This window comes from Asticcacaulis tiandongensis (assembly GCF_006475605.1).
GTDB lineage: Bacteria > Pseudomonadota > Alphaproteobacteria > Caulobacterales > Caulobacteraceae > Asticcacaulis > Asticcacaulis tiandongensis.
Map to the genome: position 1 here is coordinate 295205 of NZ_SSBC01000010.1, position 23691 is coordinate 318895.

A 23691-nucleotide genomic window follows, 5' to 3' on the forward strand; every position below is an offset into this window, starting at 1 on the left:
CCCACCACCCCTTTGCTTGCGCAAAGCGGTCCCCCTCCCCATCAGAGATGGGGAGGTATTGTTAAGTCAGTTGATAATCAACGGGTTGTGGTAAGGGCGGGAGGTTGGTCTCGCCCAGAGCTTCGCGTAAGTTTAGCTCTATGGTGGTGGCCAGGGCTGACAGGGGCAGGTCATTTTCTTCAAGGCCGAAGGGTTCTTCAAGTTCGTCACCCAAGGCATCGAGGCCGAAGAAGGTATAGGCGACCAGCATAACCGCCAGAGGTGTCAGCCAGCCGAGCGTATCGGCAAAGGCAAACGGCATCAGAAAGCAGAACAGATAAGCCGTGCGGTGCAGCAGCAGGCTGTAGGCAAAGGGCACGGGGGTTGAGCGTATGCGTTCGCAGGCCGCCTGAACGAGCGCCATTTCAGAAACAGTTTTATCGAGCAATTGAAAGGGGATGTCATTTAGTTGACCGCTTTTGTGCATCTGGCTCAGGTCTGTGCCTAAGATGTGCAGGGCGGCGTTGGGTCGGTTGGGGCTGGCCTCAAGAAAAGCCATGTCTTCGGAGGTTACGAAGGGGCGCACAAGCGGGCGGGTATCGCTTTGGGGGCGGAGGTGTTGAACCAGCGCATGGGTAAAGGCGATGGTCAGGCGGATCAGGCGTTCGCGGTGGGCTTCGGGCAGGATCAGGGCCTGACGGGCGAGGTTACGGGTCAGGAAGATCAGTTCGCCCCACTGTTTGCGGCCTTCCCACCAGCGGTCGTAACAGGCCCCGTTGCGGAAGCTCATAAAGACGGAAAGGGCGATACCGAGCAGGGCGAAGGGGGCGCTGCTGAAGCCCGGCAGATAACGTGGCCACAGGTCATGGCTGATGACCACCAGAACCGAGAGCAAACCGACAACCAGAATCTGGGGCCAGATACGGATGAGGATCGAACCGCGCCGGACGATAAATAGGTGTAAAAGGGTCGGGCGCGGTCGGACGATCATCAGGTGTTTCCGGAAGTGGCGACAAAAAGGAAGATACCCCCTCTGTCACTTCGTGACATCTCCCCCCGCGTAGCTAGGGGAGTATGAATGTGAGGGTCAGGGCCATTTGACGAGGGGGGGCATGGACGACAGGATAGAGTCGATATTGCCGCCGGTTTTCAGGCCAAACAAGGTGCCACGATCATAGAGCAGGTTAAATTCGACATAGCGTCCGCGTTGAATCAACTGTTGATCGCGTTCGTCTTCGGTCCATGGATGGTGCATTTTTTCACGCACCAGACGGGGATAGATATCGAGGAAGGTCTCACCCACGGCTTTGGTGAAGTCAAAGTCCACCTGATGATCGCCAGAGGTCAGGTGATCGTAGAAGATACCGCCGATGCCGCGCGGTTCATTGCGATGGGGCAGGAAGAAGTATTCGTCGCACCATTTTTTGAATTTATCGTAATAGGCGGGGTCAAAGCGGTCGCAGGTATCTTTGAAGGCTGCATGAAAGGCCTGTGCCTGAGGGGCGTCCTGAGAACGATCCTGCGCCAGAAGCGGGGTCAGGTCGGCCCCGCCACCGAACCAACTCATGGTCGTGGTGATAAAGCGCGTGTTCATATGCACCGCAGGGACGTGCGGATTGGTCATGTGCGCAATCAGGCTGATGCCGGTGGCGAAAAAACGCGGGTCTCCGGCAGCGCCCGGAATGGTTTGGGCAAATTCAGGGCTGAAGGTGCCGTGAACGGTCGAGATATGTACGCCTACCTTTTCAAACAGGCGGCCGGTCATCATCGACATTTCACCGCCGCCGCCGGCTTCGCGCGTCCAGGGGGTGCGCTCAAAGCGTCCGGCCTTATCGCCGTAAAGGGCAGGGGGGGCGTCATCTTCGAGGGCTTCAAAGGCGGCGCAGATCGAATCACGTAAGGATTTGAACCAAGTGGCGGCCTGTGCGCGGCGGGTCTCAAGATCAGAAATATCGGTCATGGGTCGCCTATAGCCTCTCAGAGCGGGGCTGCAAAGCCGCCTGTTTGCCGCAGGCCTTCGCCCAAAGCCATGGCGGCGGTATTAATGACATTGATGGAGCGCGCACCCGCTTGCATGGGGACATAGAGCCGTGCGTCGGCATAGGCATGGACATTGTCAGGGACACCTGCACTTTCGCGGCCCATCAGCAGGATGTCCGAGGGGCGAAAGGCAAAGTCCGTATAGGGCTGTGCCGCTTTGGTCGTAAACAGGATGACGCGCCCATCATCGGCGAGTTTTCGGCGAAAATCGCAAAAAGCGTCAAATGAGGCGTGCCGCGACACTTTGGCGCAGGTGGTGTAATCCATGGCCGCTCTTTTTATGGCTTTGTCGTCTAGCGGAAAGCCGCAAGGCTCAATTATGTCAAGAAACACCCCCAGACAGGCCGATAATCTGATAGCGCTGCCGAGATTTTGTGGAATATCCGGTTGAAAAAGAGCTAAACGCATTTTAAGGCCATGTTTTTTGCGAGCGGTGGTTTGTATCCGTCACGCAATTGTGGTTATAGACGACGAGGCTTGCTTCAAAGAGTCGCGCCTGCTTCATGGACTGTGTCCAACAGCCAACAGGGGCATAAACGGTTCTTTGGGAATTTCAAGGATACGGGCTTGGGGTAATCCGCCGCAAGACGTGTCTGAAATATATGCCCCGAAATGTGGGCTGCGCATCTGCGCAAGACGAATGAGGTGTCAAGGTGAGCGAACCTGAAAAGGATCATGGCGGCGAAGGTGACCCTAACCGCCGCGATTTTATCTATATAGCGGCGGGCGCGGCAGCGGTCGGTGCGGTCGGTGCGGTGGTTGTGCCTCTGGTGGCGCAAATGAATCCGGCAGCCGATACACTGGCTATGGCTTCGACCGAGTTTGATCTCAGCAAGGTCAGCGAAGGTATGCAGGTGGTGATCAAGTGGCGCGGTAAGCCTCTGTTCATCCGCTATCGCACGCCCAAGGAAATTGCTGCGGCGCAGGAGGTCAAGCTGTCTGACCTTAAGGACCCGCAGGCCGATTCCGATCGCGTGACCGCCGGTAAGGAACAATATCTGATCCTCGTCGGTTCCTGTACGCATCTTGGTTGTGTGCCGACCTTCGGTGAAGGTCAGTTCGGTGGCTGGTTCTGCCCGTGCCACGGGTCGCACTATGACACGTCGGGCCGCATCCGCGTTGGCCCTGCGCCGACCAATCTGGAAGTGCCGACCTATGAATATCTGACCGACACCCGCGTAAAGATCGGTTAACGAGGACATCATGAGCGAACATCCTTCAACCTACGACCCCAAGACGGGTGTCGAGAAATGGCTCGACAAGCGTCTGCCGATCGTGCGGCTGGCCTATGACAGCTTCGTCGATTATCCCACGCCACGTAATCTGAACTACTGGTGGACCTTCGGCGGTATTCTGTCCGTCTGTCTCGTCATTCAGATCGTCACCGGCATCATTCTGGCCATGCACTATGTGCCGCATATCGATCACGCCTTTGCGTCGGTCGAGCGTATCATGCGCGACGTCAACTATGGCTGGCTGATCCGTTATGTACACGCCAACGGCGCGTCCATGTTCTTCTTTGCCGTGTTCATTCACATGTTCCGCGGTCTTTATTACGGGTCCTACAAGGCCCCGCGCGAAGTTCTGTGGATCCTCGGCTGTATCATCTTCTTCCTGATGATCGCGACCGCCTTCATGGGCTATGTTCTGCCCTGGGGCCAGATGTCGTTCCACGGCGCGGTGGTTATCACCAACCTGATCGGTTCGATCCCCGTCATCGGTGGCCCGATCCTGACCTGGTTGCAGGGTGGTTTCGCCGTCGACCAGCCGACACTGAACCGCTTCTTCTCGCTGCACTACCTGCTGCCGTTCGTTATTGCCGGTGTGGTTATCCTGCATATCTGGGCGCTGCACGTCACCGGCCAGAACAACCCGGCAGGCGTTGAGATCAAGTCGAAAGAAGACACGGTTCCGTTCACGCCCTATGCAACGGTCAAGGACGGTCTGGGGATCATTATCTTCCTGTTCCTGTTCGCCATCTTCGTTTTCTTCCTGCCGAACTCACTGGGTCACGCGGATAACTATATCCCCGCTAACCCGCTGGTGACGCCTGCGCACATCGTGCCGGAATGGTATCTGCTGCCGTTCTACGCCATCCTGCGCGCTGTTCCGGACAAGTTCCTTGGGGTTGTGGCGATGTTCGCGGCTATTGCCGTGCTGTTCATCCTGCCATGGCTTGATACGTCGAAGGTGAAGTCCATGCGTTACCGTCCGGTAATGCGCTGGTTCTTCGTGATCTTTGTTGTGGTCTGTCTGGCGCTGGGCTGGTGTGGGGCGCAATTGCCTGACACGCCGGTTATCCCTGGCCTGCCAAGCTTCAACCTGATCGATGGGGCGTTTAACTCCTATCTGTGGCTGACGCGTTTCCTGACGCTCTACTACTTCGCTTTCTTCCTTGTCATCATGCCGTGGATCGGTCTGAAGGAAGAACCTCTGCCGGTACCGGCGTCCATCAGCGAGGCTATTCTCGCCGAACATGCCAAGAAGAAGGGCTAAGTCAGATGTCTGCTTTTATGACAAAAAGCCTCAAAAAGGTATTGGGAGCGGTGGCTGTTGCCGCTGCCCTCGCCGGGGCCTCGGGCGCCTATGCGGCCGGTGGGGCCGAACACCCCAAGCACGTTGACTTCACGTTCAAGGGGCCGTTTGGCACCTTTGATCAGGGACAGCTTCAGCGCGGCTATAAGGTCTATAAGGAAGTTTGTGCCAACTGCCACTCGGCGACACTTATGTCGTTCCGTAACCTGGGGCAGAAGGGCGGGCCTTTCTACGATCCGAAGTACAAGAACCCGAACGACAACCCTGTCGTGAAGGCGATTGCGGCGGAATTTGAAGTGCCCGATATCGACACCGACACCGGTGAAGACATCACCCGTCCGGCCACGCCTTCGGATAACTTCCCTGAGAAATATCCGAACACCTATGCCGCCGCTGCCGGTAACGGTGGGGCTATCCCGCCCGATCTGTCGGTTATCACCAAGGCCCGTCATGGTGGCGCGGAATATATCTATTCGCTGCTGACAGGTTATGTGACGCCGCCTAAGGGGCTGAATGTCGCTCCGGGCCAGTACTATAACCCTTATATGGCCGGTTCGCTGGCTACCCAATGGGATGGTGATCCACATCACGTGCCCGTCGGTGGGGTTCTGGCCATGGCGCCGCCGCTTAATCAGGGCGCGGTAACCTATGATGACGGTACGCCGGAAACAGTCGACAACTATGCCAAGGACGTTTCGGCGTTCCTTCAGTGGGCAGGCGACCCGCACACCACGCTTCGCAAGAAGACCGGTGTGGCGGTTCTGATCTACCTGTTCCTGTTCGGCGGACTGACCTATGCGGCCTACCGTCAGCTTTGGCACGGCAAGCACTAAGGTGCAGGCCTGAGGGTCTGATTGAGATGTAAAAACCCCCTGAGGCGACTCAGGGGGTTTTTTGTTAGGGTGTCGCAATCCTGACGCTTTTAACGCCTATGGGGGCCGCAAGTGAAACCTTCCGTTACGGCAAATATGTTGAAAAACGCCATACGCACCATCCCCGACTATCCGAAGCCCGGTGTCATGTTCCGCGACATCACCACGCTTTTGGGGGACAAGCACGCCTTTGCGCAGGCGGTGGATGAACTGACGGGCCATTTCAGCGGTCTGCATATCGACAAGGTTGCCGGTATTGAGGCGCGGGGCTTTATTATGGGGGGCGCACTGGCGCATCAGCTGGGGGCGGGTATGGTGCCGTTGCGCAAGCCCGGAAAGCTGCCCGGGGAGCGCCTGAGCACGAGCTATGAACTGGAATATGGTCATGACCGCATAGAAATGCACGCCGATGCCATTGAGGCCGGTGAGCGGGTTCTGCTGATGGATGATCTGATTGCCACGGGCGGGACCGCACTGGCGGCAGTGGAGCTTCTGACGCAGGCGGGGGCTGAGATCGTGGCCTGCGCCTTTGTGATTGATCTGCCCGAGCTGGGTGGGGCGGCGCGGTTAAGAGCGGCAGGACATGAGGTTGTGACGCTGGTAAGTTTTGATTAAGTCTGGCTTGTCTATCGAAAAATTATAAAGGCCTGATAGTATTGGCCTGTTGGCTATGACGCCCGATTCACATTGATCAGGCAGGTGCGTGTGAAAATTACTCACTTCTTCGGCAGCTTGTTAAAGGGCAGACGTGCCCGTACACTGGCGGTTGGGTCTTTCATTATTGCCTTCCTGCCGGTTGTCGCCACCTCGGTAGTGGCGGTGTGGTGGGCGGGTAAGGCCTATCAGGATGCCGCAGGGGCGCAGCTTTCGGAAACCGCACGGTCGCTATCGCAGAGTATCGGTAGCGAATTGTCGATCAATGCCGTTATATTTCGTAGCAGGGCTAATGCGTTGCTCATCGATGGCGAGGGCACCGCTTCGGATATACACAGCTACGCCGATACTGAAGCCCTGCGCAATCCGGTTATATTCGCCGCCGGTACGGATCGGGTCGAAGAATTAAAGGCTCAGGGCCTTTCGCAGGCAATTGCCGCACAGATAGCTTTTCCCAACAAAATGGCTCTGTCGGAAGTGTTTGTGCCGGACGCCGGATCTGCGTGGCCAGACAAACCCAGCATTGCCATGTCCGTGCCTCAGGGACGCGGGAGAGGCCATTCGGGCATTGCGGTTCAGATTATACCGGCAGAGCGGCTTCTGAGGGGGATTCAGCGTGATCAGCAGAGCGGCAGGGGGCTTCTGATTACGGTAACGGATGCCAATGGCCGTGTTATTGCGCGCTCAGAAAAGGCTGCCGAGAGTATCGGCAGGCAGACGAAATACTGGAGCAAACTTCAGCATCTTCCGGACGACGGGGACCGCTTTCAGGGCTATACCCTGTTTGGGGAACCGGTCACCTATGCCGCCCGAAACATTGTCGGCGGTACAGGGTGGATGGTGACGGTGGGTGAGGCGTCCGGCTCTCATACAGCCAGGTGGGCGCCGCCTCTGGTGGTGCTGATAGTTGTTCTGACCTTTGCCCTGTTGCTGGGGGTTTTTCTGGCGCTGTGGACGACGCGCAAGCTGTTGCTGCCGGTCAGGGCTTTGGCAGAACGAGCGCAATATATTGCTGAAAACGAGGGCGCGGATCACGACATTCCGCCCCATGTACCGGAAAGCTTTGTCCGGGAGTTTGATCAGTTGCGTGAGAGCCTGCAAAGGGCCGAAGACGTGCTCAGGCAAAAGGTTGAGGCTGAGCAGCAGGCGAAGGCGGCTCTGGCCTTAAGTGAGCGCCGCTACCGGACGCTGGCTGAGGCGGGGGCGCTGGTGTTCTGGATACGTGAAGAAACCGGTGAGGTGCGCACGGTGACCGGCTGGAAAGAGCTTACAGGGCAGACGGAAACGGACGCGCTGGGGGACGGCTGGATGGGGAAAATCCATGCCGATGATCGTAGCGGCGTGGCGGTTGAATGGAAAAAAGCTCTGGACGGCAAGGGGCACATTGATGTCGAATTTCGTGTCTGCACCGCTCAGGGTGGTTGGGTATGGGTGCGGGCACGCGGTGCACGCTTCAGAACAGGTGAGGGAAGTGGGACGCAGTGGATCGGTGTCCTCGAGGACGTCAACGAGCGCAGGCAGGCCGAGAGCCGCATTGCCTATCTGGCGCATCATGATGCTCTGACGGGGCTGTGTAACCGTGTGGTGCTGAGGGAGAGGCTGGGGGAGGCCATTGAGACATCAGGTGAGGGGCGGTTGCATGCCATGCACTATATTGATCTGGATCGCTTCAAGGCCGTCAATGACACCATGGGCCATGCGGTGGGCGATGCGCTGCTGGTGGCGGTAACGGCGCGTATCAGGGCTTTGGTGCGTGAAAGCGATACGGTGGCACGTCTTGGGGGCGATGAGTTTGCCATTATCCAGACGGATATACAGTCTGAAGACGATGCCGAAGGGCTGGCGCGGCGTCTGGTGAAGAAGCTGAGTGCGCCCTATAGGATCGAGGGGCATGCGGTGAGCATCGGGGCCAGTGTCGGTATCAGTCTTATCCGCAGTAATGATAGCGCTGACCAGATACTCAAGCAGGCCGATGGTGCGCTGTATAAGGCCAAGCGCGGCGGGCGCGGCGGGCACAGGGTGCATGAGGTGCCGCCGGATCAGTTGATTCATTAGGTAGGGTAGCTTCGTTATATTCGCTCAGCATCGCAGGAAGGGGGGCGGTCATTTCGAATGGTCTTTTACCCATTTTAGGTAGGATGCTTCGATTTTTCTTAAATCGTCCTTTGAACAAAGAAGGTGACTAAAGGTTATATCCAGCCCTTGATCCTGACGATCGCGCAGATAAAATTCTGTCAGCTTTTTTCTCAGCCTGCTTTCTGGAAAAGATACTGTAGTGCTTTCAACATGCGCATGAGTTAGCCGTTTGAAGGGCCGGGAAAATATATTGAACATCATAACGTGCGATAAATATTTTAGTTCCTTGTCGGTGAACTGAGATAACCAGTCGGTATGGTTTTTCAGGCGAAACCGTAAGAAGCGGACATGCGACAAAGAAATCTCAGACGCGTTATTCAGGCTATCCCAGCGTATCCATTTTAAGGGACCATTGCCATAGCTTATCCCCACACCATAATCGGCTATGTAGAGAGACGTCCTAAATCGGCTGAACATCTCTCTAGAGCTATATATAAGCCAGAAAATGCCAAAGAATGGGCCAGCTATACGCATATAAACCGGAGCATCGGTCCACCATGCGGAACTGATAATCAATAGAGAAACCAGTATATTTCCGCCTGCTAAAACAGTTAGGAGAGCAATGCGTTTACGACATCGTGTGATTTCCGGCATTGAGCTTCAAATAACTAGACATTAAAGCGGAAGTTCAGGACATCGCCGTCCTTGACGACATATTCCTTGCCTTCCTGACGGAATTTTCCGGCTTCCTTGCAGCCCGCTTCGCCGTTAAACTTGACGAAGTCGTCATAGGCCATGGTTTCAGCGCGGATGAAGCCCTTTTCAAAATCCGAATGGATGACACCGGCGGCCTGAGGGGCGGTGGCTCCGACGGGAATGGTCCAGGCGCGGGCTTCCTTGGGGCCTACGGTGAAGTAGGATTGCAGGCCCAGAAGGCTGTAGGCTTCGCGGATCAGGCGGTTGAGGCCAGGTTCCTCAAGGCCGAGGGTTTCAAGAAATTCATTACGCTCTTCAGAATCAAGCAGGGCGATTTCCGATTCGATCTGGGCCGAGATGACCACGGAATTGGCATGGTCTGCCTTGGCGCGGACGGCGACGGAGTCGGACAGGTCGTTGCCCTTGTCGGCGGAGCCTTCATCGACGTTGCAGACATAAAGCGCAGGCTTTGAGGTCAGAAGCTGGAGCATCTCCCACGCCTTGCGGTCTTCTTTGGATATTTTGCCCTTTTCGTCGGCGATGCGCGCCGGACGGCCTTCGCGCAGTTCGGCCAGAGCGGCATTGATTAGAGACACGGTAAGCGCTGCTTCCTTGTCACCGCCGGTCTTGGCGCGCTTTTCCAGTTGCGGCAAGCGCTTTTCGAGCGATTCGAGATCGGCGAGCATCAACTCGGTTTCAATGATCTCAAGGTCGCTTAAGGGGTCAATGCGGCCTTCGACATGGGTGATGTCGGTATCGACGAAGCAACGGGCGACAAAGGCGATGGCGTCACAGTCGCGGATATTGGCGAGAAACTGGTTGCCCAGACCTTCGCCCTTTGACGCGCCGCGCACCAGACCGGCAATATCAACGAAGTTGATGCGGGCCGGGATGATTTCCTTTGAGCCGACGATCTTTGCCAGCACCTCAAGGCGCGGTTCCGGCACGGCCACGTCACCGGTATTCGGTTCGATGGTGCAGAACGGATAGTTGGCAGCCTGTGCTGAAGCGGTTTGCGTCAGGGCGTTGAACAGGGTGGACTTGCCGACATTGGGCAGACCGACGATAGCGACTTTCAGGGCCATGATAATCCGGTGGTGTCTGTAAAAAGGAATTGGCGCGTGGCTAACATGCCAGACGGGTTTTGACCAGAGACTATGGTTGAGGGTTGGCCTGTTTCGGGTCGAGTTTGGGAGCGGGGGCCAGACGCATCACCTCGGTCTGGTATTTTTCCGTTTCACCGGCCAGTAGCAGCGGCAGGGCGGATACGGCGGCGTCATTCAGGCGTTCAACCCATGTGTCAGCCTTATAGAAGTCTGACAGCACCCAGCTATGTACCAGTTCTTTCTGGCCGGGGTGGCCGATGCCCATACGCGCACGGACGAAGTTGGGGCCTAGGTGGCTCATGATCGAGCGCAGGCCATTGTGACCGGCATGCCCGCCACCGAGTTTCATACGCAGGCGACCGGGGGCGAGATCAAGCTCGTCATGATAGACGATGATGTGGTCGGGATCGATCTTGTAGAAGGCAGCGGCTTCCTTCACGGCATTGCCGGACAGGTTCATATAGGTCTGGGGCTTGAGGGCGAGAGCCTTTACGGGGCCTTTGGCGGTTTGCACCGTGCCTTCGGACATGACCGACTGGAACTTGTTACGCTCAGGGCCGAAGCCTGAGGAACGGATCAACTCGTCGATGAACATGAAGCCGATATTGTGCCTGTTTTTGGCATATTGCCCACCGGGATTACCCAGGCCCACGATCAGATACATATCGAACCCTCAGATACAAAAAGACCCTGTCCCTTTGGCAGGAACAGGGTCTTTTTGCAATGTTTTTGAAAGCCTTAGGCTTCAGCTTCGCCTTCGGCAGGCTCCTCAGCAGCAGCAACGCCGGTGATCGAAGCCACAACCACGTCACCTGCCTGAGTGGCGGCGGCGTCTGAAGGCAGCTTCAGGTCGCTGATGTGAACGCTCTGGCCGATTTCGAGACCGGTCAGGTCAACCACGATATCCTCAGGGATGTGGCCAGCCGGAACCTGAACTTCAACTTCGTGCAGAGCAATGTTCAGGGCGCCGCCCTTTTTCAGGCCGGGAGAGGCTTCGTTGTTCTTGAAGTGCACCGGCACATTGATCTTGATCGACTGGTTTTCTTCGACGCGGTACAGGTCGAAGTGCAGGGGCACGTCGGTGACCGGATGGAAGTCAATCGCCTTGGCGATGGCTTTCTCGGTTCCCTTGGTGTGCTTAACGGTCACGAGGTGACCGTTAAGGCGACCGGTAAAGAGGGCCTTTTTGAACTCATTGAGCTTGACCGCAATGGCCACAGGCTCCTTGTTGCCACCGTACAGTACGCCGGGGACCTTACCTGCATTGCGGGTCTCACGGGCGCCACCGGTACCGGTACGCTCACGAACTTCTACGTCTAAAACGATATCGGCCATCAGCCATTTCCTCAAACAAAACGCGCCGCCGTCGTCATGACATAACGCCCGACAACCGCAGCGTGGGAATATCCCGTAAATCTCAAGAGGCGCGTAGATACACATAATATGCGTAGAACGCAACCATTTGCGGCGCTTAAAACCTGTCTTTATGCCTTTGTCCAGAGGCAATGATAAAAAAAGCGGCCCGTCAGGGCCGCTTTTGGCAGGTTATTTCTTCTTTTTGGCCGCTGTCTTTCTGGCCGCCGGTTTTGCCGGTTGTATATAGGGCTTGGCGTTGGCGTATTTCATCGCCTCGGTGCCATCGGCATTCAGGGCCACCTGACGCTTGGGGGAGAGGTCCAGCGCATTGGAAGACAGTTCGCCGATACAGTTGCCCGTATCCATCAGAATGTGCTGTCCGACACAGAAGACATCATCAAAATGGAAGCGCGAGGCCGCCAGACACTGGTTGAGGTTCAGCTTTGATTCGTTAAGGCAGCGCGAGGAATGGCCGTCATTCAGCATGGCCTGAATGGCTTCTTCGTTAGCGCCTGTGCCTTCACCGAGAATGGAGAGGGCGGCAATGGCCAGTGAGCGGTTTACACCGGCCGTATAGGGCGTGGTAAACAGGTCTTCGCGGGCAAAGGCACCGGGGGTGGCTGCCGTGGTAACCAGTTGATCTGCGACAGGTGCCGGAGTGGTGGCGGTGCCTGCGTCATAGGCCGAGGCTTCGGCGCTTAAGGCACCAGTTGAGGCGTAGGTTTTCAGGCCCTGACCCGACAGGGCCGAAGCCATAAGGTGGGCACTTTCGTCTGCAAAGACGCTTTGTTTGGTTGATGAGGCTAGTTTGGTGGCTGCCAGACGCTCGGCAGGGCCAGTGACAACGCCCTTGGCCCATTTTTCTTTCTGGATGGAATAGGCCGCCTGTTTGAACTCGGCACCTTTCTTGTAGATGGCTTCGCCGTCAGACGACAGGGCCAGAATGACGCGGCGGGCGGCGATATTGGCACCGGGGATCGAGGCCGCGTAAGACGGGTCGCGGATCAGGCGATCAACCATCTCACGACGGGTGGCTTCATCGGAGGCGTAGCCGCGCAGCTGTGAGCGGAAAGCCGGTTCCTGCATGGCGACAATGGCCCCATAGGCCACCGCACCTGTGGCCATCTGGGTGGGTTCGTAGCTGGCCCCTTCCTGAAGACGGGTGGCTACCGCCTGACCATCGGCAAGGCCCGAACCCATATTGCGGGCCAGATTGACATAGGTGACATAGATCGAAGCCGCATCAGACACATGCGGCGACAGGGACACCGGTGGGCCAGCAGGCGCTGGAGGCGGCGGTGGCGGGGGAGGTGGCTCAACGGTTTTACAGGCCGCAACCATGGCCAGTGTCACAACACCGGCGCTTAAGCGTAACCAGAAGCGTTTCTTTGAGACGGGTTGCGATGCCCCGATAGCGAAATTCATAACCTATTACTCCCCTGTGGCCCTGGGCAGGTAAAACGATTTATTGACACTCTGTCATCGGCACTCTGCCTTTGGGCAATCCCTGCGGGTAATTCAGCATATGCTGCGCCGAAAGGAATGAATTACAACCGCTGACAGAATACGATTCCCCAAATGAGAAAGAACCCAGACAAAAGCGCCAAAAGTATGACGTGGTGTCTGAGGGACTCAGGGGAGGAAAACGGAAATGCACACCCGAACCGCCTCATTTAACGGCGCGAATGTTACGGCCTTATGACGCGGTTTCAGGGTTAATATGACGTTAAGCAGATGTAAAAAGCCTGTAAGGATCAGGACCTGCTGCCACTCTTTTAGTCAAACAGCTTTGAGACCGACTCTTCGTTGGCGATACGGCGGATGGCCTCACCGATCAGCGGGGCAACGCTGACGATGCGGATCTTCGGGTGATTGCGGATTTTTTCCGGTACCTCGATGGAGTCGGTGATGACCAGTTCCTTGAGGACGGAGCTGTCGACGCGGTTGAGGGCTTCGCCCGACAGGACGCCGTGGCTGATATAGGCCGAAACGGATTTTGCACCACGATCGATCAACGCCTTGGCGGCATTGACCAGCGTGCCGCCGGAATCGACGATATCGTCGAACAGGATGCAGTCGCGGCCATCGACCTCACCGATGATGTTCATCACTTCGGATTCACCGGCCTTGGGGCGGCGCTTGTCGACAATGGCCAGATCGCCGCCGAGGCGGTCCGCCAGGGCGCGGGCGCGCACCACACCGCCGACATCGGGGGAAACGACCATGATGTCGCTTGATTTTTCGTAATTGTCCTTGATGTCACGCGCCATGAACGGGATGGCCACGAGATTATCGGTCGGAATATCGAAGAAGCCCTGAATCTGACCGGCGTGCAGGTCCATGGTCAGGACGCGGTGCGCACCGGCACGCGTGATCAGGTTGGCAACCAGCTTGGCCGAGATAGGGGTGCGACCACCGGTCTTGCGATCCTGACGGGCGTAGCCGAAATAGGGGATGACGGCGGTGATGCGTTTGGCCGAGGCGCGGGTCAGGGCGTCAATACAGATCAGCAGTTCCATCAGGTTGTCGTTGGCCGGATAGCTGGTCGACTGAATGACAAAGATGTCTTCGCCGCGCACGTTTTCGTCGATGGTGACGAAGATTTCATTATCGGCAAAGCGCTGAACGCGGGCCTTGGTCAGGGGGACATCGAGATATTTGCCAATGGCCTGAGACAAAGAGCGGTTGGAGTTTGCCGACAGAAGTTTCATGATATCAATTCCGGTGCGGAGCAGGTTTGGATTATTTCGGGGCTTTTAACAGGTGCGTCGACAGGGGCAAGGGCTTTGTCTCAAAAGTGTTAAAATATCCGTCGGGTGTGGTTTTGGTGAGTTTAACGCAAGGCGATCGCACTGATCAGGCGGCCATAGTCCGCTTCGCCCTGTTTGAAGGTGCGGCGGTTTGAGAAAAAGAGGTCGGCCTGCGCGCAGGTGTCGTGGCCGGTGGCGGCGATTTGCGTCAGACCGAGACGTTTCAGGCGCATCAGGCAAAAGCCCGGCAGGTCGAACCAGCGTTTGTCAGGCGTGTCTCCCATCAGGAAAAACGCGCCGCTATCGGCGTCATTTTCAAGGAAGGTGGTCTCATAGTCGGCTGAGACTTCGTAGGAGGCTTGTGCGATGCAGGGGCCAATGACCGCTCTGAGGTGGTCGTGCTGTGCGCCCTGAGCGATCAGGGCGTCGTATTCGGCTTCGATCATGCCGTGAAGCGCCCCCTTCCAGCCTGCGTGACAGGCCCCGACGACGCCATTAACCGGATCTGCCCATAATATCGGCGCGCAATCGGCGGACAGTGCTCCGAGCACCAGACCGGAGGTGCGGGTCACCAGACCATCGGCTTCAGGTCGGGCATCGGTTACCCATGGGCCATCTACGGTCACGACACGGCTTGAATGTACCTGATAACAGGTCAGGAGGCGTTCAGGGGGCTGATCAAAGGCAGAGGCGATGCGGCGACGGTTTTCGGCGACGGCTTCGGGGGCGTCTTTGGAACCGGCTCCGGCATTGAGGCTGAGGTAGGGCGCTTCGGAGACGCCGCCCAGACGCGTGAAGAAACCGTGGGTGATTTCCGGCAGGTCAAGGAGCGGGTGCAGGATGCGCGGGGGCAGGGGGGCTGTCATGGGGCATTATGCCTTTTTAGTAAGTAAGATTCCCCCTCTGTCACTTCGTGACATCTCCCCCATCAGAGATAGGGGAGTATGAAGACGGATCCAGAGCGGGTAAGGGCTTGGGCGGGTAGCTGAGGCCCATGACCTTGAAGAGGGTGCCCATTTCATCTTCGGCGGTCAGGCGCTCAAACTGATGGAACAGTTTTTCGGCCTGATCAGGGTTTTGCGAGGCCAGCGCCTCAAAGCGGGCCTCAATGCCAAGGCGTTGCAGGAACAGACCCTGAGGCGTCAGGGGGGCGACATGCAGGCCGGAACGGGCGGCGGTGGCCATGAGCGAGGGAAAATCCGCCCACTGGGTCAGGTCATGTTCGCCGGGGGCTTCGAGCGGGTCGCGCTTTTCGTGGCGGTAAAGGGCCTGAAGCGTGTCGCCGGCTTCGGGGGTGTCGCGGCCATAGTCGATGAACAGGGCGGCCCCGCTGGCGGATTTGACGATGCCGGAAATGGCTTCGATAAACTGGTTTTGCGCCGGAGAGATTTCGGCCACCTGTGGCGATACGGCGTCAAACGGGGCGGTAAAGCCCTCGGGGGCAGGGATCAGGCCGATACAAAGTTCGCCGGTTTCAGTCAGGCCGACGCGGCGTTCAAACCAGCCATCAGGGGCCAGTTGGAACTGACGGGCGGGCAGGCAGTCAAGGATTTCATTGCCGATAACAATCACCGGCGCGTCGGTCGGGATATGGTGCAGGCTGTCGAGGTGTTTGATATGCGGCAGACGCTCAAGCTGACGGGCTTTGAGAGGGGCGGAGGCCTCAAGCATATAGATAGTGGCGGCGGTCTGAAACGCGGGCATCAGTGCAAAGGCGCGGTGCATATCGGCCATCAGGGTGCCATCACCGGGGCCGGTTTCGACAAGATTTATACGCTCTGGCGCGCCCATATCCTGCCAGACCTGCAACACCCACAGGCCCAACAGTTCGCCAAATACCTGAGAAACCAGCGGGGCGGTGATGAAGTCACCCTCTGCCCCCAGAGCCGGACGGGTGGCGTAATAGCCGCCATATGGGTCATGCAGACAGGCCCACATATAGTCGGCAATGGTCATCGGGCCATCGAGGCGGATTTGCTCGGTCAGGCGGACTTTGAGGGGGGGCAGGTCAGCCATCAGTCAGGCTTTCCCTGCGTCTTTCCTTTCAGAGCCAGTGCGATGATCACCAGGCCCGCCAGCACCATCGGCGTCGACAGGATCATGCCCATGGTGATGACCTGAAAATTGGTCATGTGCTCATCGGGGTTGCGAACCGTTTCCACCAGAATGCGGCTGAGGCCATAACCGGCGATGAAAATGCCCATCAGCAGGCCCGGCTGGCGCAGTTTTTTATAGACATGGGTGAGGACGAACAGAATGACAAACAACAGAAGGCCTTCGAGGGCGGCTTCGTAGAGCTGGCTCGGGTGGCGGGGGGCAAGACCGGCAATGCACGCGCCCTGTGCGTTAATTGGCGTATAGCTGTTGCAGAAGACAATCCCCCACGGTGCATCAGTCGGGCGGCCCCAAAGCTCGCCATTGACGAAGTTGGCCATACGCCCAAGGAACAGGCCGATAGGAGCGGCACAGGCCAGCAAATCCCCCAGAGACCATGGATTGATCTTTTGGGCACGGGCATAAAGGAGCGCGGCTATAACCACGCCCATAAAACCGCCATGGAAGGCCATGCCGCCTTCCCAGACGCGGAAGGCGCGCAGCGGATCAGCCATGACAGCGGCCAGATCATAGAACAGAATGTAACCGATGCGCCCGCCGACAATAATACCCAGCGCCAGCCACAGAACCATGTCTTCAAGGCGGGTATTATCAAGCGGCGCGCCCTTGGGGCCCCACAGGGCTTCGTTATTGATCAGGCGATGCAGATACCACCAGCCCAGCGCAATACCGACAATATAGGCCAGAGCATACCAATGGATCGCCACAGGGCCGATCTGCAGGAGAATAGGATCGATATCCGGTAATGTCATGATGTGGTGCAAACCTGTGAAACAGTTGCTTCAGACCTAAAGGAATCATCGAAGCGGGGCAAGAATCGTGAAAAACTTTCTTTCAGTAGGCGTAACGCGTATAGGCGGGGCGTGACACCCGTTTAACAGGAGCTTTAGTCGTGCAGTCGAAAAATCCGTTCCTCGATGAATTTGCCAAGATGTCAGCCAATGCCATGTCGCTGATGCAATCGGCAGGCGATGAGGCCAAGGCCGCGTTTCAGGCGCAGGGGGACAAGTTTGTCGCCGAGTTTGATCTGGTGCGCCGTGATGAATTACTGGCGCTGAAGGATGAGATCGCGGCCTTAAGGCTTGAGATTGCCGAACTAAGGTCTGCTTCAGTGAAGAAGCCTGCGGCCAAAAAGACAGCGACACCAGAAAACACTACCCCCGAGACTGACGCAGAGTAAGTACATATTATGGATTTGCCACAGGCCTATGATGCCGACATGAGTTCCGACCCGCTTGAGATGGTCGAAACCATTCTGAGCGATGAAGGGCTGAATTTTGAACGCACGCCTGAGGGCGAGGTGATCTTTTCGCTTAAAGGGGACTGGAAAACCTATGACCTGTGGTTTTCCTGGCGACCGGAAGGCGAGTGCATACAGTTGTGTTGCACGCTTGATCTGCCGTTTACCGAAGTGCAGTTGCTCAGGCTCTATGAGCTTCTGACGTTGGTTAATCAGCGGGTGTGGTTCGGGCATTTTGAACTGTATCAGGATGAAATCGGCGGCAATGGCGCGTCTGTGGCGGATATTGTCTTCAGGCACACCATGGCCTTTAGTCCGGCGGAGCGCCCAAGCCCAATGCAAACCGCCCACATGATCAACAGCGCGGCAGAGACGGTTGACCGTTTCTATCCAGCGTTTGATTTCCTTATTCGTGGCGGGCAGTCGCCTGCTGACGCGATAACGGCCTGTCTGTTTGAGACGGTGGGGGAGGCATAGGGGGATCATGAAAAAGTTTTTGGCCTTTGGCCAAAATACGTTTTTCATGGTTTCTGATTTGACATATTCAGGCTCGGGGCGGCCCGTCGCCTGAATATGACTTTAATTTCCGGATTTTAAGATGCTGGCTTTGCCTTTGATGATTATCGGCGCAGGGGCGCTTGGAGGGTCGATCCTTAAGGGGTTGCGGGTGACGACGACGGTTGATCCGTCAGACGTTATTATCCTTGATCTTCATCCACAGGCAGAGGCGCAGGCCTATGGCGAACTGGGGGCAAGGCTTAATCCTGAGGCTGATGTGCTGGCCGAAGCCCGAACCGTGATCGTCGCCGTCAAGCCACAGGGCTGGCGGGCGGTGGCGGAAGCCTTTGGTGACAAGCTGAGGGCTGATGCCGTGATCGTATCGGTTATGGCCGGTGTGCGCACCACTGATCTGTCGGCGGCCTTTGGCGCGCGCAAGGTGGCACGGGTCATGCCGACCACAGGCGTGGCGACCGGCAAGGGCGTGGCCAGTCTTTATGCAGCTGAAAGCGAAGCGCTTGAGGCGGCCAAATGTATTTTTGAGCCGATAGCTTCGACGGTGGTGTTGGGTGATGAGGGGCTGATTGATGCGGCGACGGCGGTTTCCGGATCGGGGCCTGCCTATGTCTATGCCTTTGCGGCAGCGCTTGAGGCAGCGGGGCTTGAGGCCGGTCTTGAGGCGGATGATGCGCGGGTGCTGGCGCGGGCGACACTGATTTCTGCGGCTAACCTGCTGGATATTTCCGGTGAGGAGCCTGAGGCGCTGATCAAGAAAGTCGCCTCTCCCGGTGGAACGACCGAAGCGGGTCTGAAATTTCTGCGGGCCGAAGGGCAGGGCTTGAATGAATTGATTACCGCAACCGTGTTGGCGGCGCAAAAGCGATCACGGGAACTGGGGTAATCGCCTGTTTGCCCCCTCCGGCTCGACAAGCTCGCCACCTCCCCCGTACGCTGCGCTACAGGGGAGGATAAAGGAAGGCGTTACCTGCCTCGGGGCTAATGGGTGCAGGGCCTGAGGCCCTGTGGCTTCCCTGAGTGAAACCGAAATTCGGGGTCAGGGTCAGCAATTAACGCCTGTTCGATGGGGCGAAGGGTCTGGATGCGGGCGGCAATGTCATCAGCGTCGCCATAGAGATGCGCCAGTTTCAGAAATCCCTGATAATGACGGGCTTCGCTGGCCAGCAAGCCGAAATAGAACTTTGAAAGTTCTGCATCGAGATGCGGTGCTATGGCGGCGAAGCGTTCGCAGGAACGGGCTTCGATAAAGGCTGAAATCACCAATACATCGACGAGCATGTGCGGCTCTTTGCGCCGGATATGCGCCCGTAAGCCCGAAGCATAACGGGCGGCGGAAATCGGCCTTAAGGCGATGCCGCGCTTTTTAATCAGCTTCATGACCTGTTCGTGGTGCACAAGCTCCTCACGCGCCAGACGGCTCATGGCGTCGATCAGTTCGACATGGGTATTGTATTTGGCCATCAGGTTGAGCGCATTGGAGGCGGCCTTGTATTCGCAGGCCTTATGATCCAGCAGCAGAAGCTCCTGATTAGACAGGGCGGCATCGACCCACTCCGGCGGGGTTTCGGACTGCAAAAAGGCGTGTATCTCACTCAGCATGAGCGTCTTTTGCCAGCAGGTCTGAAGGTGTGCAAGCGGTTGCAGGTTTCACGGTCTCTGTGTTTGGCGGTTTTTGTTCCTGAAGCGTCAGAATAAGGATGGTGCCAAGAATAAGGGTCGCCCCCAGCCAGTCATAGGCTCCGAAGGGTATTTTCAACCAGACAATGCCTATGCCTGCCGCGGCCAGGGGTTCGGCGCAGGCCATCAGGCTGACGGGGCGGGCACCGATCAGCTTTACGGCAGTCAGATAGGCGTGAAACGACAAAAGCGTGCCGAAGACGACAATGAAGGCAAAGGCGCTTAAGGACTGAGGGTCCCAGACGCCTTCGATATGCCAGGGCTGGCTTATGAGGCTGAACAGGCCGCCGCCGATGAGCATGGCCCAGCCAATGACGGCTTCGGTCGGATAGCGCGACATCAGTTGCAGGGGCTGGATGGTATAGACCGCCAGTGCGACGGCGGCGAGCAAGCCCCAGAACAGGGCCATGGGCGACAGGCTCAGGCTGTCCGGACGCCCGTGCGTCACCAGAAGGAAGACGCCGCCGATAGCCATGAACAGACACAGGAACTCAAGGGGGCGGGGCCAGCGTTTTTCTATGGCCGCGTACCAGCCCGCAATCAATACCGGCCCGACATACTGTATGATGGTCGCGGTGGCAGCATTCGAGGCATTTATAGCCGCGAAATAGGTATATTGCACCGACCACATGCCCAGGATGCTGAAGGATAAGAGCCGCAAGGTGTCTTTGCGATCTGAGAAAACAGACAAGGTTACTTTGGGGCGGCGTATCAGGGCAAAGGCAGTCATCAGAACACCGGTCACAAGCATACGCGCCGTGACCAGCCATTCGGGGCTTATGTTTTTGTGGTGAAACAGAAACTGGGCCAGCGTACCGGCAATGCCCCAGCACAGGGCGGAAAACAGCGCCAGTATACAGGCGACAACGGCAGGGTTACGCATAGGGGCCTCATCCCCGCCTACGGAGCGGGGTAAGTGGGAAACGCGCTCCCTATAGGCGGTTGGGCGGTAAAAGAGTAGGGGCTATTTTTCGCGCCGGATACTGTTGTCGAATTGATGTTTTTGGCGGGCCATGCGGTCGATAGTTTCATCCGTTTTTGCGCCGTCCGGTAATGCCAAAAGTAAAAGGAGAAACAGGGACATGAAGAATATACGCATTCCCCACATGACAGGCGTCACGCCAATTGCCTCTGCAAGGCGGCCTAATTTTCGGGAATTGCTGATAAATTCTTCATCGCACACAAAAAACAAAACGAGTAATACGACCATAATGCCTATGAATTTAAGCGATTTGGCGCGATGTGATCGTTGAAAAATAAGTGGTAGTTTCATTAGCCGGTTAGCTCCCCTCTCACTCTGAAATTCCTTATAAGATTAAGCAAGTGCGCGGAACAGGCTTGATTTCACCGGGCATTGTGTGTATTGGGCGGCCTTCGGCATGAAGGGCAACCTTCAGGTCGTTCTGTCCGAGACCTTCGGGGCGCAGGGGCCACCTGAGCCATAATTGTCTGAAAGCCTTCAGACGCCGAAAATAGACGGGACGCAACGCCACAAGGATTTACATGGTTTTCCCGTTAAAAGGAAAGCGGTGCAGCCTTATTGGGGTATAGCTTCTCATCACATGGACAGTCGGCAGGCCGTCAGAGTTTAGTCTCTGGCGTATTTGTCGTTGTTACGCTTTGCAGGGCTGTTCCTGCAAGGCACCACCTCAATTGGAGGCCGCAATGGACCGCGCACAAAAAGCCAGTTCGATCGAAGAGCTCAAGGGCGTCTTCGCCGAATCCGGCGTCGTGGTTGTGACCCAGTACTCGGGTCTGACCTTTGTGGAATTAGCTGAACTGCGCAACCGTCTTCGTAAAGAAGGCGCTGTGCTTAAGGTGTTCAAAAACCGTCTGGCCGTTAAGGCGCTTGATGGCTCGGTCGGTGACGCAGGCAATGCCCTGTTCAAAGGCCCTGTCGCTCTGGCCTATGGTTCAGACCCTGTGACCGCCGCCAAGATTACCGCTCAGTACGCCAAAGAAAATGACAAGCTCAAGCTCATTGGCGGCCTGATGGGGACGGAAGTCCTCAATGAAGCCGGTATCAAGGCTCTGGCCACTCTGCCGTCTCTGGACGAACTCCGCGCCAAGATCGTTGGCGTTCTGCAAGCTCCGGCAACCAAGGTTGCAGGCGTACTGCAGGCTCCGGCAGGTCAACTGGCTCGCGTGTTCAACGCTTACGCGACCAAAGACGCCGCTTAATCAGCTGTTCCGTAATTCACACACACTACCCTTTTAAGGAAATACCATGTCTAAGATTGAAAAGCTGGTCGAAGAACTTTCGACCCTGACCGTTCTCGAAGCTGCTGAGCTGTCGAAGGCTCTTGAAGAAGCCTGGGGCGTTTCGGCTGCGGCTCCGGTTGCTGTTGCTGCTGCTGGCGGCGCTGCTGCTGCTCCGGCTGAAGCTGCTGAAGAGCAAACCGAGTTCACCGTTGTTCTGGTTGACGGCGGCGACAAGAAGATCAACGTGATCAAGGAAATCCGTGGCATCCGTGCAGACCTCGGTCTGAAGGAAGCCAAGGATCTGGTTGAGGGCGCACCTCAGAACGTTAAGGAAAACGTTTCTAAGCAAGAAGCTGCCGACATCAAGAAGAAGCTTGAAGACGCTGGCGCCAAGATCGAAGTTAAGTAATTCCGGCTTTTGCCAAATTTACAAGACAGCAGGCCCGAGGGGAAACCTTCGGGCCTGTTTTGTGTTTAGAATGTACGGTACACTTGTGGCGGGCTGTTTTTTCGATTGAACGGGTGTGGCGGGCCTTAAATCTGGGGCAAAGTGTCGCCAGTTTTATTTTTCTGGAAATGTGAAGGCGTGATTGTACGGTGATAATGTTGGGCAATTTCAAGAGGGTTTTATGAATGTATTTGTGCATGTTGCCTATGGATTTGGTGCGGAAAACTGGCACAAAAAATATATCAACGGGCAATTGGTAGGCTGTAATGATGCTTACGCCTACGGATATTATCTGGCACAGGCATTGGGATGTCGCGTTACCTATTCAACGGATCATTCGTATAATTTTCTACAAATGCTCGTAAGAGGCGCGCTGCGCCTTTTGCTTGGGTTTGATATTTTGCATGCCTATCGAAATCGTGGTGAATGGAAGAAGGCGGATGTAATCTGGACGCATACCGAAAGTCAGCATCTATCTATTTTGTGCCTGTGTATGCTCTTCAACATCAAGCGCCCCAAAATGATATGTCAAAGTGTTTGGCTTATGGACGAATTTAACCGTTTGTCTCCGCTGCATAAGTGGTTGTATTTGAGATTACTAAAGCAGGCCGATGTTTTAACTTTTCTTTCTGAGTGGAACAGGGACGCCTGTCGGAAGCTGTTACCAGACAAAGATGTACGCATGGTACATTTTGGCATTAATCCTGACGGTTTTGGTGTCTTAAATAGCGGCGTTCCGGCAAAAGAGCGGCGCAAAATCATGGCGGTTGGGAATGACAGGCACCGTGACTGGAATGCCCTTATTGCGCAATTTTCCAATACCGATTTTGATGTGCGCATTGTATCTACGCGCGTCAGCAAAAGAGATTTGCCTTCAAATATTAATATAAGCCCCGTTTCACGGCAAGCCGATTTGATTGAGGCCTATATGGAGGCTGATATTGCCATTGTGCCTTTGAAGCATAATCTGCATGCTTCGGGGATAACGGCTATCTTTGAGGCAAATTTGTTTGAAAAGCCGCTCATCGTTACAGATATTGGTGGAATCGACGGTTATTTTTCTAATGACGAGGTCTATTTCGCGGAACACGCTTCAAATACATCCCTGTATGATTCTGCCGTGCATATTCGCCAAAACCGTGATGAAGCAACAGGTAAGGCGAAACGTGCAGCGCAAAGAACAAGGGCAGATTATTCCTCACAAGCCTATGTGGCGGCTCACGTGGCTTTGTCTCATGAATTGTTGAATAAAAACCGATTGTAGTTGCATGAAGTTTCCCCTCGACAAACGGGGATAAGTGCGGTATGGCACGCTCCCCTTTGAGGCGTATTGCGCCTTGAATATAGGCCTGAAGCCGGTCTTATGCTCTTTCTACCGGCGAGGGGCTTACGCTTTCGGAACTGAAAGCCTTTGAAAAACAGTGTCTTT

26 protein-coding genes are annotated in these 23691 nt (G+C 56.3%); 11 read left to right on the forward strand and 15 right to left on the reverse strand.

Annotated features, from left to right (window positions below; genetic code table 11):
• Positions 1-61: 61 nt before the first annotated feature.
• From E5201_RS05415 to E5201_RS05425, 3 genes are all read right to left on the reverse strand, one after another.
• Complete coding sequence (locus E5201_RS05415; protein WP_140984986.1) at positions 62-970, reverse strand: bestrophin family protein; 909 nt, start codon at positions 968-970, stop codon at positions 62-64.
• Between the two features lie 96 nt (positions 971-1066).
• Complete coding sequence (hemF, locus tag E5201_RS05420) at positions 1067-1939, reverse strand: oxygen-dependent coproporphyrinogen oxidase (RefSeq protein ID WP_140984987.1); 873 nt, start codon at positions 1937-1939, stop codon at positions 1067-1069.
• 17 nt (positions 1940-1956) lie between these two features.
• The gene (locus E5201_RS05425) at positions 1957-2427 is read right to left on the reverse strand and encodes a tRNA (cytidine(34)-2'-O)-methyltransferase (protein WP_140984988.1); all 471 of its coding nucleotides are present in this window, start codon (positions 2425-2427) and stop codon (positions 1957-1959) included.
• A gap of 245 nt (positions 2428-2672) precedes the next feature.
• On the opposite strand from E5201_RS05425, the gene petA reads away from it, so the two are divergent.
• The 5 genes from petA (at position 2673) to E5201_RS05450 (ending at position 8135) form a co-directional block, all read left to right on the forward strand.
• Positions 2673-3212, forward strand: coding sequence for a ubiquinol-cytochrome c reductase iron-sulfur subunit (petA, locus tag E5201_RS05430; protein ID WP_140984989.1), 540 nt, complete (start codon positions 2673-2675; stop codon positions 3210-3212).
• 10 nt (positions 3213-3222) lie between these two features.
• Positions 3223-4515 carry a cytochrome b gene (locus E5201_RS05435; protein WP_140984990.1) on the forward strand — a complete coding sequence of 431 codons (1293 nt, stop codon included), beginning with the start codon at positions 3223-3225 and terminating at the stop codon, positions 4513-4515.
• A 5-nt stretch (positions 4516-4520) separates the two neighbouring features.
• Positions 4521-5387 carry a cytochrome c1 gene (locus tag E5201_RS05440; protein WP_140984991.1) on the forward strand — a complete coding sequence of 289 codons (867 nt, stop codon included), beginning with the start codon at positions 4521-4523 and terminating at the stop codon, positions 5385-5387.
• Between the two features lie 111 nt (positions 5388-5498).
• Entirely contained in the window at positions 5499-6041 is a 543-nt protein-coding gene (locus E5201_RS05445; RefSeq protein WP_281280206.1) for an adenine phosphoribosyltransferase, read from the forward strand.
• 90 nt (positions 6042-6131) lie between these two features.
• Positions 6132-8135 carry a diguanylate cyclase domain-containing protein gene (locus E5201_RS05450; RefSeq protein WP_140984992.1) on the forward strand — a complete coding sequence of 668 codons (2004 nt, stop codon included), beginning with the start codon at positions 6132-6134 and terminating at the stop codon, positions 8133-8135.
• Between the two features lie 48 nt (positions 8136-8183).
• Here the strand turns inward: E5201_RS05450 and E5201_RS05455 are convergent, their stop codons facing one another.
• The 9 genes from E5201_RS05455 to lgt all read right to left on the reverse strand — a co-directional run bounded on the left by E5201_RS05455 (position 8184) and on the right by lgt (position 16931).
• Complete coding sequence (locus E5201_RS05455; RefSeq protein WP_140984993.1) at positions 8184-8810, reverse strand: hypothetical protein; 627 nt, start codon at positions 8808-8810, stop codon at positions 8184-8186.
• A 14-nt stretch (positions 8811-8824) separates the two neighbouring features.
• Complete coding sequence (gene ychF / locus E5201_RS05460; RefSeq protein ID WP_140984994.1) at positions 8825-9937, reverse strand: redox-regulated ATPase YchF; 1113 nt, start codon at positions 9935-9937, stop codon at positions 8825-8827.
• A gap of 70 nt (positions 9938-10007) precedes the next feature.
• On the reverse strand, positions 10008-10622 hold the full coding sequence (gene pth / locus E5201_RS05465; RefSeq protein ID WP_140984995.1) for an aminoacyl-tRNA hydrolase: 615 nt from the start codon (positions 10620-10622) through the stop codon (positions 10008-10010).
• A gap of 74 nt (positions 10623-10696) precedes the next feature.
• Positions 10697-11293 carry a 50S ribosomal protein L25/general stress protein Ctc gene (locus E5201_RS05470; protein WP_140984996.1) on the reverse strand — a complete coding sequence of 199 codons (597 nt, stop codon included), beginning with the start codon at positions 11291-11293 and terminating at the stop codon, positions 10697-10699.
• Between the two features lie 210 nt (positions 11294-11503).
• Positions 11504-12739: a hypothetical protein gene (locus E5201_RS05475; RefSeq protein WP_140984997.1), complete on the reverse strand. Its 1236-nt coding sequence runs from the start codon at positions 12737-12739 to the stop codon at positions 11504-11506.
• 350 nt (positions 12740-13089) lie between these two features.
• The gene (locus tag E5201_RS05480) at positions 13090-14025 is read right to left on the reverse strand and encodes a ribose-phosphate pyrophosphokinase (RefSeq protein ID WP_140984998.1); all 936 of its coding nucleotides are present in this window, start codon (positions 14023-14025) and stop codon (positions 13090-13092) included.
• 122 nt (positions 14026-14147) lie between these two features.
• Complete coding sequence (gene pgeF, locus E5201_RS05485; protein WP_140984999.1) at positions 14148-14930, reverse strand: peptidoglycan editing factor PgeF; 783 nt, start codon at positions 14928-14930, stop codon at positions 14148-14150.
• Between the two features lie 40 nt (positions 14931-14970).
• Positions 14971-16080 (reverse strand): class I SAM-dependent methyltransferase, encoded by a 1110-nt coding sequence (locus E5201_RS05490; RefSeq protein ID WP_140985000.1) that lies wholly within the window; start codon positions 16078-16080, stop codon positions 14971-14973.
• Entirely contained in the window at positions 16080-16931 is an 852-nt protein-coding gene (lgt, locus tag E5201_RS05495) for a prolipoprotein diacylglyceryl transferase (RefSeq protein WP_140985001.1), read from the reverse strand. The genes E5201_RS05490 and lgt overlap by 1 nt, the downstream gene beginning before the upstream one ends.
• 140 nt (positions 16932-17071) lie before the next feature.
• On the opposite strand from lgt, the gene E5201_RS05500 reads away from it, so the two are divergent.
• From E5201_RS05500 to proC, 3 genes are all read left to right on the forward strand, one after another.
• A complete protein-coding gene (locus E5201_RS05500; protein ID WP_140985002.1) occupies positions 17072-17359 on the forward strand; it encodes an accessory factor UbiK family protein in 288 nt (95 codons plus the stop codon).
• A gap of 9 nt (positions 17360-17368) precedes the next feature.
• Entirely contained in the window at positions 17369-17896 is a 528-nt protein-coding gene (locus tag E5201_RS05505; protein WP_140985004.1) for a type III secretion system chaperone family protein, read from the forward strand.
• A 121-nt stretch (positions 17897-18017) separates the two neighbouring features.
• A complete protein-coding gene (gene proC / locus E5201_RS05510) occupies positions 18018-18818 on the forward strand; it encodes a pyrroline-5-carboxylate reductase (protein WP_140985005.1) in 801 nt (266 codons plus the stop codon).
• A 95-nt stretch (positions 18819-18913) separates the two neighbouring features.
• On the opposite strand, the gene E5201_RS05515 is transcribed toward proC, so the two are convergent.
• From E5201_RS05515 to E5201_RS05525, 3 genes are all read right to left on the reverse strand, one after another.
• Entirely contained in the window at positions 18914-19534 is a 621-nt protein-coding gene (locus tag E5201_RS05515; RefSeq protein ID WP_140985006.1) for a MiaE family protein, read from the reverse strand.
• The gene (locus tag E5201_RS05520) at positions 19524-20495 is read right to left on the reverse strand and encodes a DMT family transporter (protein ID WP_140985007.1); all 972 of its coding nucleotides are present in this window, start codon (positions 20493-20495) and stop codon (positions 19524-19526) included. The genes E5201_RS05515 and E5201_RS05520 overlap by 11 nt, the downstream gene beginning before the upstream one ends.
• A gap of 81 nt (positions 20496-20576) precedes the next feature.
• Positions 20577-20885: a hypothetical protein gene (locus E5201_RS05525; protein ID WP_140985008.1), complete on the reverse strand. Its 309-nt coding sequence runs from the start codon at positions 20883-20885 to the stop codon at positions 20577-20579.
• Between the two features lie 392 nt (positions 20886-21277).
• Between E5201_RS05525 and rplJ the strand changes: the two genes are divergently transcribed.
• From rplJ to E5201_RS05540, 3 genes are all read left to right on the forward strand, one after another.
• Positions 21278-21793, forward strand: a complete 516-nt coding sequence (gene rplJ / locus E5201_RS05530; protein ID WP_140985010.1) for a 50S ribosomal protein L10 — start codon at positions 21278-21280, stop codon at positions 21791-21793.
• Positions 21794-21839: 46 nt separating this feature from the next.
• Entirely contained in the window at positions 21840-22223 is a 384-nt protein-coding gene (rplL, locus tag E5201_RS05535; RefSeq protein WP_140985011.1) for a 50S ribosomal protein L7/L12, read from the forward strand.
• A 220-nt stretch (positions 22224-22443) separates the two neighbouring features.
• Positions 22444-23526 carry a glycosyltransferase family protein gene (locus tag E5201_RS05540; RefSeq protein WP_140985012.1) on the forward strand — a complete coding sequence of 361 codons (1083 nt, stop codon included), beginning with the start codon at positions 22444-22446 and terminating at the stop codon, positions 23524-23526.
• Positions 23527-23691 lie beyond the last annotated feature (165 nt).

What these genes read in the sequence shown, in the direction of transcription:
- E5201_RS05475 (WP_140984997.1), bottom strand. Translation starts at nt 12,739, where the DNA reads ATGAATTTCGCTATCGGGGCATCGCAACCCGTCTCAAAGAAACGCTTC.
- E5201_RS05540 (WP_140985012.1), top strand. Translation starts at nt 22,444, where the DNA reads ATGAATGTATTTGTGCATGTTGCCTATGGATTTGGTGCGGAAAACTGG.
- E5201_RS05525 (WP_140985008.1), bottom strand. Translation starts at nt 20,885, where the DNA reads ATGAAACTACCACTTATTTTTCAACGATCACATCGCGCCAAATCGCTT.
- proC (WP_140985005.1), top strand. Translation starts at nt 18,018, where the DNA reads ATGCTGGCTTTGCCTTTGATGATTATCGGCGCAGGGGCGCTTGGAGGG.
- rplL (WP_140985011.1), top strand. Translation starts at nt 21,840, where the DNA reads ATGTCTAAGATTGAAAAGCTGGTCGAAGAACTTTCGACCCTGACCGTT.
- E5201_RS05415 (WP_140984986.1), bottom strand. Translation starts at nt 970, where the DNA reads ATGATCGTCCGACCGCGCCCGACCCTTTTACACCTATTTATCGTCCGG.
- E5201_RS05480 (WP_140984998.1), bottom strand. Translation starts at nt 14,025, where the DNA reads ATGAAACTTCTGTCGGCAAACTCCAACCGCTCTTTGTCTCAGGCCATT.
- pth (WP_140984995.1), bottom strand. Translation starts at nt 10,622, where the DNA reads ATGTATCTGATCGTGGGCCTGGGTAATCCCGGTGGGCAATATGCCAAA.
- lgt (WP_140985001.1), bottom strand. Translation starts at nt 16,931, where the DNA reads ATGACATTACCGGATATCGATCCTATTCTCCTGCAGATCGGCCCTGTG.
- ychF (WP_140984994.1), bottom strand. Translation starts at nt 9,937, where the DNA reads ATGGCCCTGAAAGTCGCTATCGTCGGTCTGCCCAATGTCGGCAAGTCC.
- E5201_RS05490 (WP_140985000.1), bottom strand. Translation starts at nt 16,080, where the DNA reads ATGGCTGACCTGCCCCCCCTCAAAGTCCGCCTGACCGAGCAAATCCGC.
- E5201_RS05440 (WP_140984991.1), top strand. Translation starts at nt 4,521, where the DNA reads ATGTCTGCTTTTATGACAAAAAGCCTCAAAAAGGTATTGGGAGCGGTG.
- E5201_RS05425 (WP_140984988.1), bottom strand. Translation starts at nt 2,427, where the DNA reads ATGCGTTTAGCTCTTTTTCAACCGGATATTCCACAAAATCTCGGCAGC.
- E5201_RS05455 (WP_140984993.1), bottom strand. Translation starts at nt 8,810, where the DNA reads ATGCCGGAAATCACACGATGTCGTAAACGCATTGCTCTCCTAACTGTT.
- E5201_RS05470 (WP_140984996.1), bottom strand. Translation starts at nt 11,293, where the DNA reads ATGGCCGATATCGTTTTAGACGTAGAAGTTCGTGAGCGTACCGGTACC.
- E5201_RS05520 (WP_140985007.1), bottom strand. Translation starts at nt 20,495, where the DNA reads ATGCGTAACCCTGCCGTTGTCGCCTGTATACTGGCGCTGTTTTCCGCC.
- E5201_RS05435 (WP_140984990.1), top strand. Translation starts at nt 3,223, where the DNA reads ATGAGCGAACATCCTTCAACCTACGACCCCAAGACGGGTGTCGAGAAA.
- pgeF (WP_140984999.1), bottom strand. Translation starts at nt 14,930, where the DNA reads ATGACAGCCCCCCTGCCCCCGCGCATCCTGCACCCGCTCCTTGACCTG.
- rplJ (WP_140985010.1), top strand. Translation starts at nt 21,278, where the DNA reads ATGGACCGCGCACAAAAAGCCAGTTCGATCGAAGAGCTCAAGGGCGTC.
- E5201_RS05515 (WP_140985006.1), bottom strand. Translation starts at nt 19,534, where the DNA reads ATGCTGAGTGAGATACACGCCTTTTTGCAGTCCGAAACCCCGCCGGAG.
- hemF (WP_140984987.1), bottom strand. Translation starts at nt 1,939, where the DNA reads ATGACCGATATTTCTGATCTTGAGACCCGCCGCGCACAGGCCGCCACT.
- E5201_RS05505 (WP_140985004.1), top strand. Translation starts at nt 17,369, where the DNA reads ATGGATTTGCCACAGGCCTATGATGCCGACATGAGTTCCGACCCGCTT.